Here is a 15,249-nt window from a genome sequence, read left to right as displayed (position 1 = left end):
AATGGATGCAAACAAACTATTTGCTCCTGTGACCAATTTAAAAGGCGTAGGAACAAAAACTGCTGCTGCTCTTGGTAGCTTAGGAATATATAGCATATATGACTTGTTATTTTATTTTCCATTTCGCTACGATGAATTGCAGACGATACCACTTGATCAGATCATGGATGGTCAAAAGGTAATGCTAAAAGGGATTGTTGCGACTGACGCCTTTGTTAGCAGATTTGGTTACAAAAAAAGTAGACTTAGTTTCAAAATGAGAATTGACCATGATGTAATCTTGGTCAATTTTTTTAATCAGCCATGGCTAAAAGAAAAAATTGAAGTTGGAAAAGAAGTAGCAGTTTATGGCAAGTACAACCTTGCAAGGCAAAGTTTGGCTGGCTTTAAATTTGTTGCTGCAAAGGAAAATGACAGCGGAATGGCTCCGATATATTCGGTTAACCATCATATTAGGCAAAAAAAGCTCGTTGAGTTGATAGATTTAGCTTTGGAGGATTTTTTGCCAGACGTAATGGATATCGTTCCCGAACCAATTCGTCAAAAGTATCGCTTACTTCCCGAGCAACAAATAATTTTGCAAATGCATCATCCAAAAAATGGTCGTGAAGCAGAATTAGCGAAAAGAAGCGCAATTTTCCGCGAATTTTTTATTTTCCAAACAGAACTTGCTGAACTGACTAGGCATAATTCCCAAAATACTGGAATAGCAAAAAAGTATGACTTGGAAGAAATCAATGAACTGACCAAAGCATTGCCATTTGATCTTTCGGATGATCAAAAAAAGGTTATTAATGAGATCTTTGCTGATTTGCATTCCAATAAGCAAATGAATCGCTTGCTGCAAGGGGATGTTGGGTCAGGTAAAACGATTGTTGCAATCTATGCGATGTATGCAGCCGTTACTGCGGGTTTTCAAGCGGTTTTAATGGTGCCAACAGAAATCTTAGCTACGCAGCATTTTAAGAAGATAGATGATCTTTTGCTGCCGTTTGGAGTTAGGACAGCACTTTTAACTGGAACCACTAAGACACTAGAGCGGCGAGAAATATATCGTGAATTGACCGATGGCACTATCAATGTGGTTGTTGGAACTCATGCATTAATTCAACCAAGTGTTATTTTTAAAAACCTAGGACTCGTAATTATTGATGAGCAACACCGCTTTGGAGTTGGACAGCGTCAAGCTTTGATTAATAAGGGTAATGCACCTGATACTTTGGCAATGACTGCAACTCCAATTCCAAGAACGCTAGCTTTAACAGTCTATGGTGAAACGTCTGTTTCTGAAATTCGCCATCTTCCGGCGGGCCGAAAGCAAATTAAATCCTTTTGGAAGACTGGTAATCAGATGGATGAAGTTTACCGTCTAATGCGTGAGCAGCTAGAACAACATTTCCAGATTTATGCTGTTACTCCACTGATTACTGAATCTGAAGCGCTTGATTTAAAAAATGCAGAGGAACTTTTTGAAAAGCTAAGCCATGATTTTCCTGATCAACGTGTTGAACTTCTTCACGGCCAAATGCCGGGAGCAAAAAAAGAAGAAATTATGTCAGAGTTTGCAGCTGGTGAGATTAACATTTTAGTTACTACTAGTGTGATTGAAGTTGGAGTCGATGTCGCCAATGCAAATTTAATGATTATCTACAATGCCGATCGTTTTGGAATTAGTCAGTTGCACCAACTTCGTGGCCGAATTGGACGTGGAAAAACGCAAAGCTATTGTGTCTTTTTAGCAGATCCAAAAACGGAAGCCGGGAAGGCGCGAATGAAAATAATTGCATCGACAACCGATGGCTTTAAACTGGCCGAAGAAGACTTAAAGCTTCGTGGTGAAGGTGATCTTTTCGGGCGTGCACAATCTGGTTTGCCAGAATTTCAGGTAGGAAATGTGGTCAACAACTACGAAACAATGGTTGTGGCTCAACAAGTAGCCAACAATATAGTTGAAAAAGATCCAGAATTATCTGATAGTGAGCACAAAAATTTAAAACAAGTGATAGAATATAAAAAATTACAGCAAGAACGTACTTAGAAAAGATTGTGGAAATAAATGAGAACAATTGCAATTGATGCAATGGGTGGCGAAAATGCGCCAGAAGCCATTGTTCAAGCCGTTTTGCAGGCAAAAACAGAGCTAAAAGAAACCAAATTTATTTTATTTGGTGACCAAGCAAAAATTAAAAAACTGGTCGGTTCCGATACTGACCAAATAGAGATAGTTGGTACAACAGAAGTTATTAATGATGAGGATGAACCTGTTAAAGCAATCAGGACAAAGAAAGATTCTTCTTTGGTTGTCGCAGCGCAGTATGTTAAGCAGGGAAAAGCGGACGCACTTTTATCATTAGGAAATTCTGGTTCAATTCTGGCTAGTGGTATTTTTATTATTGGTCGGATTAAGGGGATTGCTCGTCCAGGATTTATGCCAACTTTACCTGTTAAAAATTCAGACGATGGTTTTAACATGATTGATGTTGGTGCAAATGCCAAGACCAAACCTGAGTACATCCTTAATTGGGCTAAAATGGCATCATATTATGCTGAAAAAGTCCGCGGTATTAGAAATCCACGCGTTGCCCTTCTTAACAATGGGTCTGAAAGTGATAAGGGTGACGATGTTCATCAAGAAGCCTATCAATTATTACTTGATAGTGAATTAAACTTCATTGGTAATATTGAAGGAAATGAGCTTTTAGAGGGTAAAGCCGATGTTGTGGCAACAGATGGTTTTACAGGCAATGCCGTCTTAAAGAATATTGAGGGAACGTCTTCAGTTCTAATTCATTTATTAAAAGACAATTTGCTAAATAGTGGTTTTTTGGTTAAAATTGGTGCTTTATTAATAAAAAATGCCTTGAAAGGTTTAGTTTCAAAATTTGACGTTGATAAGTACGGTGGAGCGGTTTTACTAGGCCTGGATGCTCCTGTGGTAAAGACGCATGGACGTTCAGACAAGCGAGCAGTCTATTTTACAATTAAACAGGTCGATAAAATATTAAAAGAAAATATTATTGACCAATTTAGGGCTGAATTTGCTACTGATAAATAAAAAGTAATAAAGGAGAATTGATAATGACTGAAGAAGAAATTTTTACTAAAATAAAGGACATTTTAGCCGATAATTTTGAAGTCTCTAAAGACAAGATTACAAAAGAAACGAATTTTACAACTGATTTAGATGCTGACTCAATTGATTTAGTAGAGTTCATTTTACAATTGGAAGATGAATTTGGTGCAGAAATTTCTGATGAAGATGCTGAAAAGATAAAAACAGTTGGCGATGCAGTTAGTTACATTGCTTCACATCAGAATTAATTTCAATAAATTTCAGGTTGATATTTGCATATAGCCATTTTGATGTATATAATTAGAAATTAAATAAATTTATTAAGTATCTTTAATAAACTTGTTGAAAAATTGAGAGGGGAAATGGCCTTTGGAAAAACAAAGTGATCTCTTGCTAGATATCCAGCATCTTCATACTGCTTATCGTTTAAACGGAAAGTTTTACGATGCAGCAGACGATGTTAACATTACTCTGAAGCGAGATGAAATTTTATCAGTCGTTGGTGAATCTGGCTGTGGTAAGAGTACAATAGCCGCAAGTATTATTGGTTTATATGACCATAAAAATACAAAAGTAACTGGAGATATTCTATATAATGAATTAAACCTTGTCGGTTTAAATGAATCTCTATTTGATAAGATTCGTGGAAATAAGATTGGTATGATCTTCCAGGATCCACTAGCCAGTTTAAACCCACTTATGCGTGTAGGCGACCAGGTTGCAGAAACTCTGTACTACCACACCGATATGAATGAAAAAGAACGTCATGAACGCGTTATTGAATTGTTCAATCAAGTTGGTATGCCAAAGCCGGAAGAAACATACTCAATGTATCCCTTCGAACTTTCAGGTGGCTTGCGTCAACGTATCGTGATTGCCATGGCAATTGCCTGCAAACCAGAAGTTATTATTGCTGACGAGCCGACTACAGCCTTGGATGTAACTATTCAAGCACAAATTCTTGATTTACTTGAAGATATTCAAAAGCAATCTCATTCAGGTATTATTTTGATTACGCACGACTTGGGTGTTGTGGCAGAAACAGCTGATGAAGTCGCTGTTATGTATGCCGGTCAAGTAGTTGAAAAAGCAGACGTTAAGACAATTTTCAACAATCCGTTACACCCATATACACGTTCATTATTGAACTCAATGCCTCAATCTGATGATACAGATGAAGATTTACACGTTATTCATGGAACCGTTCCATCATTGATAAACATGCCACGTGAAGGGGATCGTTTTGCGGATAGAATTCCGTGGATTCCTGCGAGTGCCCATGAAAAGGAACCAGTCATGCATGAAGTTGAGCCAGGTCACTGGGTAAGATGTACATGCTGGAAGACGTTCCACTTTGATGATTCTGAAGCAAGTGGGGAGTAATTATGGCAAAAGAAATTATTCAAGTAAAAGATTTAAAGGTACACTATCCAATTAGATCTGGTTTTTGGAATCGTATTACTGATTATGTTCGTGCGGTTGATGGTGTCAGCATCACTATTAACGAAGGTGAAACATATGGCTTAATTGGTGAGTCAGGTTCCGGTAAGTCAACAACTGGAAAAGCAATTGTTGGTGTTGAACCAGTCACAAGCGGCGAAATTATTTATCATGATGTTGACATTACAAAGTCTAAGAATCGTCGTAAGTTAAACTATAACAAAGATGTCCAAATGATCTTTCAGGATTCAATGTCTAGTTTGAATCCTAGAAAGCGAATCGAAGACATTATTGCTGAACCAATTCGTAATTTTGAGAATTTAACTACTGATCAAGAACGTGATCGTGTACAAGAATTATTGGACATCGTTGGTATGCCAAGTGACTCAATTTATAAGTACCCACATGAATTTTCTGGTGGTCAGAGACAAAGAATTGGTGTTGCACGTGCGGTTGCAACAAATCCAAGGTTGATTGTTGCCGATGAGCCAACAAGTGCTTTGGATTTGTCGGTTCAGGCGCAGGTTTTGAACTTTATGAAGCATATCCAGCAGCAATATAACATTGCATATTTGTTTATCTCTCATGACTTGGGTGTTGTTAAGCACATGTCGGAAAACTTGGCTATTATGCACCGTGGTCGTTTAGTAGAAATTGGTAGTCGTGAGGACATTTATAACCACCCAATGCATATCTACACTAAGCGTCTGCTTTCAGCAATTCCTGTTGTTGACGTTGAACATCGTGCAGAAAATAAAAAGCACCGTGAAGAAGTCGAACAAGAATTCCAGAATGACCAAAGTAAATGGTACGATCAAGAAGGTCGTGTCTTCCCACTGCAACAAGTTTCGGGCAAGCACTGGGTTGCTTTGCCAAAAGAAGAACTTAAACGTGAAGAGTTTAAAGAAGAAGGGAGAAATTAATAATGTGGAAAACAGTCTTAAGACGAATATTAGTCATGATTCCTCAGTTGATTATCTTGAGTATTTTGATCTTCTTCTTAGCTAAAATGATGCCTGGTGACCCATTTAGTGGACAGATTAATCCTAATACTGATCCAAAGCAACTTGAGGCTTTGAAACGTGCCGCTGGTTTGTACGATCCAATTCCAGTTCAATATGGACGCTGGGTTGCTAACTTATTTAAAGGTGATTTAGGAACTAGTTATATCCAGCATGTTCCAGTAACTTCATTAATTGCTGACCGTGCTGTAAACACTTTCTGGCTATCACTTTTAACTACTATCATCAGCTATGGTATTTCTATTCCTTTGGGTGTTACCGCTGGTCGTCACCAAGACGAATGGCAAGATCAAGCAGTTCAAATTTTTAACTATGTGACTTTTGCAGTACCACCATTTGTCTTCTATATCTTAGGAATTTGGCTATTTGGTTTTACTTTAGGTTGGTTCCCAATCTCAGGTTCCGTTTCGCCTAGCGCTTCTGGTTTCTGGGGTACTTTAGGTAGTCAAATCTATCACATCATTTTACCTGCTTGCTTGGTTGCCTTAATTACAACTACTTCAATTGTTCAGTATTTAAGAACTGGTATCGTTGATAATAAGGTTGAAGATTACGTTCGTACAGCCCACAGTAAGGGTGTTCCAGAAAATGTTGTTTTCCGTAAGCACATTTTACGTAATTCACTTTTACCAATTGCCTCATCATTTGGTACAACAATTACTGGATTATTGAGTGGTTCAATGATTGTCGAGTCAGTCTTCAGTTATCCAGGAATGGGTAAACTGTTCCTTGACTCAATTGGCCAACGTGATTACACAACCTTAACAGCATTGATTTTAATCTTCGGTATTCTTACTTTACTCGGTAATTTATTATCAGATATTATTATGAGTATTGTTGACCCACGAATCAGAATTAAGTAAGGAGGAAAAGAAATGTCTGAAAAGAAAGAAAACACTTCAACTGAAGAAGTTAAAAAGAAAAAAATTTCTTCTCCTGCTTCAAGCTTAAAAGTGATTGCGCGAGAGATTTTTAAAGACAAAGTTGCTTTAACTGCTTTTATTATCATAATTGCAATTTTATTATTCACCTTTGGTGGTTCGCTTTTCTTGAACGCCGAAAAGGTTACAGAAACCAATATTATTGATGCCTACTATGGTTGGGGAACCAATGGCCACTTATTGGGTACTGACGATGGTGGTCGTGATATTGTAAAACTATTGATTATGGGTGGACGTAACTCAATTCTTATTGGTATGGGTGTTACTGCTATCTGTGAAATTGTCGGTTTGGTTGTCGGACTAGTTTCAGGTTATTACGGCGGTTACATTGATGCAATTATCATGAGAATAGTTGATTTTATCCAAGTTTTACCTGTAATGCCAATCGAAATTGTTTTGGTAACAGTTATTCCTCACTACAGCCCACTGAGTTTGGTTTGGATAATTTCAATGTTTGGTTGGACTGGAACGGCTAGGTACTTTAGAGCCTTTGTTCTTTCCCAGCGTGGACGTGATTATGTGCTAGCTTCAAAGACTTCTGGTTCGTCTGACTTTAAGATTATGTTCCGTGAAGTGTTACCTAACATTACCTCAATGATTATCATCGACGTTGTTATTGCAATTGCAAGTAACATTGGTGTTGAAACAACTCTTTCGTTCATTGGTTACGGATTACCGCCTACAGTGCCTTCACTTGGTACATTAATTGGTTTTGCCAATGACCCAGTTAACGTTGTTAGTCGTCCTTGGTTGTGGCTTCCAGCAACGGTTATGTTGTTAGCTATTTCGCTTAGTGTTAACTATGTCGGTCGAGCATTGCAACGTGCAGGTGATGCAAGACAACGTGAAAACTAAAAATAAAAAGGCTTGTGAGAGCAAGTCTTTTTTGTTGCAGCGAAAAAAGTAAAAAGTGCTCACATTTAAAAATAGCGGTAAATATGTTAAAATTAGTACATTAGCTTATTCCAAGAACATACGGGAATTTATTATTCATTGATTAGATAGGAGTTTTTAAATAATTATGAATAAGTCAAAAATTCTTCGTTCCATAGGTTTAGTGTCTGCTGCGGCTTTGACACTGGTAGCCTGTGGTAAAAGTAATAATACTGCTAATGATGAAAATGCTAAGACGGCAAGTAAATTTCCTCAAGCAGTGCCAGAAAAAGAGGCTAAGCAAGGTGGTACTTTAAAGTACGCCATTAAAACAGATACACCATTTACTGGTATTTTTTCAGATGAATTATCGACTACTGCAATTGATAGTTCAGTAGCTGAACCTGGTGAGGAATCATTATTTGATACTGACGACAGCTACAAAATCACTAATAAAGGTCCAGCAACTTTTAAACTAGACCGAAAAGCTAAAACAATTACAATTACAGTGAAAAAGGGTGTGAAGTGGTCTGATGGTAAGCAAGTAAATGCTAAGGACCTCGAATACCCATATGAAATCTTAGCAAACAAGAAAACAAAGGCACAAAGATATAGCAGTCAATTTGAAGAAATTGTTGGTATGAAAGAGTACCATGATGGAAAAGCCAAAACAATTTCAGGAATTGAAATGCCAGACGGTGAGTCAGGTAGAACTATTGTTTTGCACTTCAAAGAAATGAAACCAGGAATGCTTTACAGTGGTAATGGTTACTTCTGGGAATCAGCAGCGCCATACCACTATTTGAAGGATATTCCTTTTGATAAATTACAATCATCTGATCAAATCAGAAAGAAGCCAATGTTCTTTGGTCCGTTTAAAGTTCAAAAAATTGTCCGTGGACAATCAGTTACTTGGGTTCCTAATAAGTACTATTGGCGTGGTGAACCAAAACTAGCAAAAATCGTTTCACAAGTAGTTTCCGATAACTCAATTTCGCAAAGTATTAAAAGTAATAAATTTGATGTTACAGAAGTAGTTAATTCACAATGGAATGAAGTTAAGGATACTAAAAATGTTAACTTTGTAGCGCAAATCCCTCTTAGCTACCATTACTTAGGCTTTAAAGTAGGTAAATGGGACGATAAGCAAGGCAAGAACGTTACTAATCCTAAAGCAAAGATGAATAACAAGGCATTGCGTCAAGCTATGGGCTATGCAATGAATGTTTCATCTGTTGATCAACATTATACTTCTGGTTTAAGCTTCCGCATCCCAACTCTAATCCCTGCTCAATTTGGTGATTACTACGATAAAAGTGCTAAAGGTTATGATTATAACTTGAAAAAGGCAAATCAGCTACTTGATAAGGCTGGCTATAAGAAGAAAGGTAAATGGCGTGTTCAACCTAATGGTAAGCCATTAACCATTAACTTCTTGGCAATGACCGGTAGTTCTGTTCAAGAGCCAACCGTTCAAAACTATATTCAACAATGGCAAAAAGTTGGCCTGAATGTAAAGCTTGTCGGTGGCCGTTTAAGTGAATTTAATTCATTCTATGATAAGATTCAAAACGACAACCCTCAAGTTGATGTGTTCATGGCTGGCTGGAGTTTAGCAAGTGAGCCATCGCCAGCAGCGCTTTATGGTGAAACTTCTCCAATGAACTACACTAGATTTGTTACGCCAAAGAACAATAAACTATTGAAAGAAATTGATTCGCAAAAATCATTCAATCATAGCTACCGTGTAGATAAGTTCCATGAATGGCAAGATTACATGAATGACGAGGCTTACGTAATTCCTCTAGATAACTCATACAAAGTAATTGCTGTTAATAAGAAGATAACTGGCTACTCAACAAATCCATCTGAAAATTCAAATGGGCACCAATTATGGTATAAAGTTGGTTTTACGAAATAATTTAGTATATAGCAGCACCTCAAGATATTATCTTGGGGTGCTTTTGTTTGCTGCTTTATTTTAAAACTTAATTTAAGGCTACCTTTTTCGATAAAAATTAAAATAATATTAATAAAAACAATTGACATGTTTAATTTGTTCATATAATATTAACAAAACAAATTTTTAATTCTGAATTTAAAGGAGTACTTTTATGAAAAGAGCAAAACTAGCTGGATCGGCAGGAATGTTGAGCCTTACTGCGTTGACTTTGGTAGCATGTGGTAAAAACAATAATGCGGATAACACTGATAATGCAAAAACAGCAAGTCGTTTTCCTATTGCAATGCCCAAAAAGGAAGCTAAACAAGGCGGCACTGTACGGGTGGCATTGGAAACAGATACTCCGTTCACAGGGATTTTTTTAGATGAACTGTCTGTCACTAGTTTTGATGCTCAAGTTGCTTCTCCAGGTGAAGAATCATTATTTGCAACTGATGACTACTACAAGATAACTGATGATGGTCCTGCTACAATGAAATTGGACAAAGACAAAAAGACTATCACCATTACAATCAAAAAAGGCGTTAAGTGGTCAGATGGTAAGCAAGTAACTGCTAAGGACATGGAATATTCGTATGAGATTTTAGGTAATGCAAAAACTAAAGCTCAACGATATTCAACCAAATTAGAGGCTCTTAAAGGTCTGAAAGAATATCATGAAGGAAAAGCTAAAACAATCTCCGGAATCGAATTACCAGATGGTGAAAACGGTAGAACAATGGTTTTACACTTCGATTCCATCAAGCCCGGAATGGCGTATAGTGGGAATGATTATTATTGGGAAGGCGCAGCGCCGTATCATTATTTGAAAAATGTTCCTTTTGACAAACTTGAATCTTCAGATGAGGTTAGAAAAAAGCCACTTTACTTTGGACCATTTAAATTGGCTAAATTAGTCCGCGGACAATCAGTTACATGGGTGCCTAATGAGTATTACTGGCGTGGCAAACCAAAGTTATCTAAAATTGTTTATCAGGTAGTTTCACCTAATTCTGCTTCACAAGCAATTAAGGCGCATAAGTTTGAAGTTGCCCAAGTTGTTAACGCACAATGGAAGCAAGTAAAGGACACTAAAGGCGTTAAGTTTATTGCACAAATACCGTTAGCATATAACTATTTAGGCTTCAAAGTCGGCAAGTGGGATGCCAAAAAAGGCAGAAACGTTATGAACCCTAATAGTAAAATGAATAATAAGTCTTTGCGTCAGGCTATTGCTTATTCAATGAATATTGCTCAAGTTACCAAGCACTATACAAATGGTTTGAGCTTCCAAGTGCCAACGTTGATACCCAAACAATTTGGTGATTATTATAATAAAGATGCAAAAGGCTACCACTATGATTTGAAGAAAGCTAATGAACTCTTAGATAAGGCTGGCTATAAGAAGAAGGGTAAGTGGAGAGCTCAACCGAATGGTAAACCTTTAAAGATTAACCTTTTAGCAATGTCGGGGGCCGTAACACAAGAGCCAATCGTTCAAAACTACCTACAACAATGGCATAAAGTCGGTTTAAATGTACAGCTTGTTGGAGGAAGATTAACTGAATTCAATTCATTTTATGATAAAGTACAACATGATGATTCTGCTGTAGATATGTTTATGGCTGGTTGGGGCTTGTCGAGTGAGCCTTCACCAAATGGATTATACAGTGAAGGTGGACCAGCGAACTATACTAGGTTTGTTACCCCAGAAAACAATAAATTAATTGATGAGATTGATTCACAAAAAGCTTTTGACCGTAAGTATCGTGTTCAAAAATTCCATGAATGGCAACAGTACATGAATGATGAAGCATATGTTGTCCCAATGTTTAACTCGTACAAGATTTTTGCTATTGATGATAAGATCACTGGTTACTCGCTTAAACCAACTGAAAATAGTAACGGACATCCTTTATGGTACAAAGTTGGCTATGTGAAATAAAAAATTTATCTAAAGCTCTCTTAAGGAGAGTTTTTTGTTATATTTAAGAGTGTGAACTGTTTATCAAATTCATAATCTAATGAACTTTTGTTTTTTTACAAACTTGGCAGATTAATAAGGAAAAAGTGTAGGTAAGATAAATGAAGAAAATCAAAACTTTAAGCTCAATTGCCCTGCTCAGTGCTGCTACGCTTGTTTTGTCAGCTTGTGGTAATAAAGCTGATAATAATACTGATGATTCAAAAAAGGCTAGTAAATTTCCAACAGAAATGCCTAAAAAAGAGGCTAAGCAAGGTGGAACAGTTAAGTATGCAATTGAAACTAATTCACCATTCACTGGGATTTTTGCTAGTGAATTGGCGATTTCAAAAACTGATATAGATTTGGCTTCTCCAGGAAACGAAAAATTGTTTGATATTGATGACGATTACCGTATTAATGATAAAGGTCCTGCAGTATTGAAAATTGATAAAGAAAAAAAGACAGTTACGATTACCATTAAAAAAGGAGTTAAATGGTCTGATGGTAAGCAAGTAACTGCCAAAGATTTGGAATTTCCGTACGAGATTTTGGCCAATAAAGCAACTAAGTCGCAAAGATATACAAGTCAACTTGAGTATATTAAAGGGATGAAAGCATATCACGAGGGCAAGGCGAAGACTATCTCAGGTTTAGAAATGCCAGATGGTGAAAATGGACGAACTCTAACTATTCACTATACAGAGTTGAAGCCAGGCATGTATAACAGTGGTAACGGTTATTTTACTGAAGGAGCCGAACCATATCATTATTTAAAAGATGTCCCATTTAGTAAGTTTGAATCATCTGACAAAATTAGAAAGAAGCCAATGTTTTTTGGCCCATATAAATTGGAAAAATTGGTTCGCGGACAGTCTGTTACTTGGATTCCTAACAAGTATTACTGGCGTGGAAAGCCAAAACTCGATAAGGTTGTTTGCCAGGTTGTTTCGACTAATTCAGCTTCACAATCAATTAAAAGTCATAAGTTTGATGTTGCTAATGTAATTAATGACCAATGGAAACAGGTAAAAGACGCTAAAGGAACCACTTTTATTGCTAATATTCCTTTAGCATACCGTTATATCGGCTTTAGGGTTGGAAAATGGGATGCCAAAACAGGTAAAAATGTGATGGATCCTAAGAGCAAAATGAATAATAAGGCTTTACGGCAATCAATTGCTTACGCAATGAATATTGAAGACGTTAATAAGAAATATAATAGTGGCTTAACATTTCAAATTCCGACGCTGATTTTAGCACAGTATGGCGATTATTTTGATAAAGATGTTAAAGGCTTTTCTTACAACTTAAAAAAGGCTAATCAAATTTTGGATAAAGCTGGATACAAAAAGAAAGGAAAATGGCGTGTCCAACCTAATGGCAAGCCGCTTAAAATAACTTTTTTAGTGCAGCAAGGTAACGACACTCAAGAACCAATTTACCAAAATTATTTGCAGCAATGGCATAAAATTGGTCTTAACATTAACTTGTATAACGGAAGGCTAATTGAATTTAACTCATATGCTGATAAGGTCCAGCATGATGCACCTGGAATTGATATGTTTACAGGGGGATGGAGTCTAACCAGCATTTCAAGTGAACCATCACCAGCATACCTTTATAGTGAAGGGGCACCTTTCAACTTTGCTCGTTTTGTCACTCCAGAAAACACAAAATTACTCAATGCAATTGATTCGCAAAAAGCATTTAACCACAAATATCGTGTTGAACAATTTCATAAGTGGCAAAAATATATGTTTGACCAGGCTTATGTAATTCCTACTACTAATGAATACACAATAACAGCTGTCAATGATAAGCTAACGGGATATTCAGTAAAACCATCTGATTCAAATGATCTTTGGTTTAAAGTTGCTTATAGCAAATGAAAGCTCAAGCTCTGCTTGAGCTTTTTTAAATTATGAAAAACAATTTAGTATAATTAAACCTGTTTTAGTATATATTAACAATAAAATTATTTATTTATTAAAAAATATATTGATATTTTAATTAAATATGCTAGTATTTTATTATTAACTTGTTTCCAAGAAAATACTCAAATTTAAAAAAGGAGTAGGTATAAATGAAAAAGTCAAAAATTTTAGGGTCTGTCGGAATTGCCAGCTTGGCTGCTTTGACACTCGCTGCATGTGGTAAAAGCAACGATAATAATGCTAATGAAGTAAAGAAAGCCAGCAAGTTTCCAATTGAAGTACCTAAGAAAACTGCTAAGAAGGGGGGTACGGTAAAAGTAGCTATCGAAAGCGACTCACCATTTACTGGCATTTTTGCTAGTGAATTATCGACTACTGCAACTGATGCTGACGTTGCAGAACCGGGTAACGAGTCATTATTTGATGTTGACGATGATTACAAGATTAATGATAAAGGACCTGCTAGTTTAAAAATTGATCGTAAGAATAAAACAGTAACCATCACTCTTAAAAAAGGTGTTAAATGGTCTGATGGTAAGCAAGTAACTGCCAAAGACATGGAATATGCTTATGAAATTTTAGCTAACAAGGCAACTAATTCTCAACGTTATACTTCTTCATTGCAATTCATCAAAGGTTTAAAAGAATATCATGAAGGCAAGGCAAAAACTATTTCTGGAATTGAAATGCCAGATGGTGAAAATGGTCTTACAATGGTTCTTCATTATTCAGAATTGAAACCAGGTATGTATAATAGTGGTAACGGCTATTTTTGGGAAGGCGCTGAACCATATCACTATTTGAAAGATGTTCCTTTTAATAAACTTGAATCGTCAGATAAAATTAGAAAGAATCCTCTTTACTTTGGTCCATTTAAGTTGGACAAATTAGTTCGTGGACAATCAGCAACTTGGGTTCCTAATAAGTACTATTGGCGTGGTAAACCAAAATTAGACAAAGTTGTCTGTCAAGTTGTTTCAACTTCTTCAACTTCTCAAGCAATCAAGAGTCATAAATTCGATGTTGCCAAGGTAATTAACGCTCAATGGAAACAAGTAAAAGATACTAAAGATACAACTTTTATTGCTAAAGTGCCATTGTCATATACCTATGTTGGATTTAAAGTTGGTAAGTTTGATGCCAAAAAAGCCAAAAATGTCATGGATCCAAAGAGCAAGATGAATAATAAAGCTCTTCGTCAAGCCATTGCTTATGCAATGAACATAGATCAAGTTAACAAGAAGTACAATAGTGGTTTAACTTTCCAAATTCCAACTTTGATTCCTGCCCCATTTGGTGATTACTATGATAAGGATGCTAAGGGCTATTCATACAATCTTAAGAAGGCTAATGAAATTTTGGATAAAGCTGGTTATAAGAAGAAGGGTAAATGGCGTGTTCAACCAAATGGCAAGCCATTAAAGATTAAGTTATTGGCTAATCAAGCTGATCCTTCTAAGGAACCAATTTTCCAAAACTATTTGCAACAATGGCATAAGATTGGTTTGAATATTAGTTTATATAATGACCGCTTAATTGAATTTAATTCATACATCGATAAACTTCAAAATGATGCACCAGGTTATGATATGTTTACTGGTGGATGGAATTTATCAAGTGAACCATCACCTGCCGATCTCTATAGTGAAGGTGCACCATTTAATATGACGCGTTTTGTGACCCCAGAAAACACGAAACTGCTTAATGAAATGGATTCACAAAAAGCATTTAATCATAAATATAGAGTTCAAAAATTCCATGAATGGCAAGAATATATGAATAAAGAAGCTTATGTAATTCCAATGAGTAATTCATATTCAATTACTGCTGTTAACAGTAAACTGACAGGATATACATTAAAACCATCTCATGGTAATTCAATTTGGTATGAAGTTGCATACGCTAAATAAGCAAAAAAACTCGAGTTTTACTCGAGTTTTTTGTTGCTTTTGAAAAAGAATAATATAAAAAGCTTAACTTTTAATTAATCAAATTATTGCAATTATCATTTTTAATGCTAAGATAAAATTGTTAACTTGTTTCGAGAGCTCAGTTAAA

General features: G+C 36.2%; 11 protein-coding genes. All 11 read left to right on the top strand.

Annotation, left to right across the window (positions count from 1 at the left end):
- Position 1 precedes the first annotated feature (1 nt).
- The 11 genes from recG to F5ESL0263_RS05230 all read left to right on the top strand — a co-directional run bounded on the left by recG (position 2) and on the right by F5ESL0263_RS05230 (position 15,101).
- Positions 2-2,038, top strand: coding sequence for an ATP-dependent DNA helicase RecG (gene recG, locus F5ESL0263_RS05280; RefSeq protein WP_122035409.1), 2,037 nt, complete (start codon positions 2-4; stop codon positions 2,036-2,038).
- An 18-nt stretch (positions 2,039-2,056) separates the two neighbouring features.
- Positions 2,057-3,055: a phosphate acyltransferase PlsX gene (gene plsX / locus F5ESL0263_RS05275; RefSeq protein WP_122035407.1), complete on the top strand. Its 999-nt coding sequence runs from the start codon at positions 2,057-2,059 to the stop codon at positions 3,053-3,055.
- A gap of 23 nt (positions 3,056-3,078) precedes the next feature.
- Entirely contained in the window at positions 3,079-3,321 is a 243-nt protein-coding gene (gene acpP / locus F5ESL0263_RS05270; protein WP_046307130.1) for an acyl carrier protein, read from the top strand.
- 121 nt (positions 3,322-3,442) lie between these two features.
- Complete coding sequence (locus tag F5ESL0263_RS05265) at positions 3,443-4,456, top strand: ABC transporter ATP-binding protein (RefSeq protein WP_122035405.1); 1,014 nt, start codon at positions 3,443-3,445, stop codon at positions 4,454-4,456.
- A 2-nt stretch (positions 4,457-4,458) separates the two neighbouring features.
- Positions 4,459-5,436: an ATP-binding cassette domain-containing protein gene (locus tag F5ESL0263_RS05260; RefSeq protein ID WP_122035403.1), complete on the top strand. Its 978-nt coding sequence runs from the start codon at positions 4,459-4,461 to the stop codon at positions 5,434-5,436.
- Between the two features lie 2 nt (positions 5,437-5,438).
- Positions 5,439-6,398, top strand: coding sequence for an oligopeptide ABC transporter permease (opp4B, locus tag F5ESL0263_RS05255; protein WP_122035401.1), 960 nt, complete (start codon positions 5,439-5,441; stop codon positions 6,396-6,398).
- Between the two features lie 12 nt (positions 6,399-6,410).
- Positions 6,411-7,331 (top strand): ABC transporter permease, encoded by a 921-nt coding sequence (locus F5ESL0263_RS05250; protein WP_122035399.1) that lies wholly within the window; start codon positions 6,411-6,413, stop codon positions 7,329-7,331.
- 166 nt (positions 7,332-7,497) lie between these two features.
- Positions 7,498-9,270, top strand: a complete 1,773-nt coding sequence (locus F5ESL0263_RS05245; RefSeq protein ID WP_122035396.1) for an oligopeptide ABC transporter substrate-binding protein — start codon at positions 7,498-7,500, stop codon at positions 9,268-9,270.
- Between the two features lie 193 nt (positions 9,271-9,463).
- On the top strand, positions 9,464-11,236 hold the full coding sequence (locus F5ESL0263_RS05240) for an oligopeptide ABC transporter substrate-binding protein (protein WP_122035394.1): 1,773 nt from the start codon (positions 9,464-9,466) through the stop codon (positions 11,234-11,236).
- A 140-nt stretch (positions 11,237-11,376) separates the two neighbouring features.
- The gene (locus F5ESL0263_RS05235; RefSeq protein ID WP_122035392.1) at positions 11,377-13,146 is read left to right on the top strand and encodes an oligopeptide ABC transporter substrate-binding protein; all 1,770 of its coding nucleotides are present in this window, start codon (positions 11,377-11,379) and stop codon (positions 13,144-13,146) included.
- Positions 13,147-13,340: 194 nt separating this feature from the next.
- Positions 13,341-15,101 carry an oligopeptide ABC transporter substrate-binding protein gene (locus F5ESL0263_RS05230; RefSeq protein ID WP_122035390.1) on the top strand — a complete coding sequence of 587 codons (1,761 nt, stop codon included), beginning with the start codon at positions 13,341-13,343 and terminating at the stop codon, positions 15,099-15,101.
- The last annotated feature ends 148 nt before the right edge of the window (positions 15,102-15,249 follow it).

It is taken from the genome of Lactobacillus sp. ESL0263, from assembly GCF_003692845.1.
GTDB classification, from domain to species: Bacteria; Bacillota; Bacilli; order Lactobacillales; family Lactobacillaceae; genus Lactobacillus; species Lactobacillus apis.
Note: the sequence above shows the minus strand (reverse complement) of the source record. Positions and strands in the feature narration are given on the sequence as shown.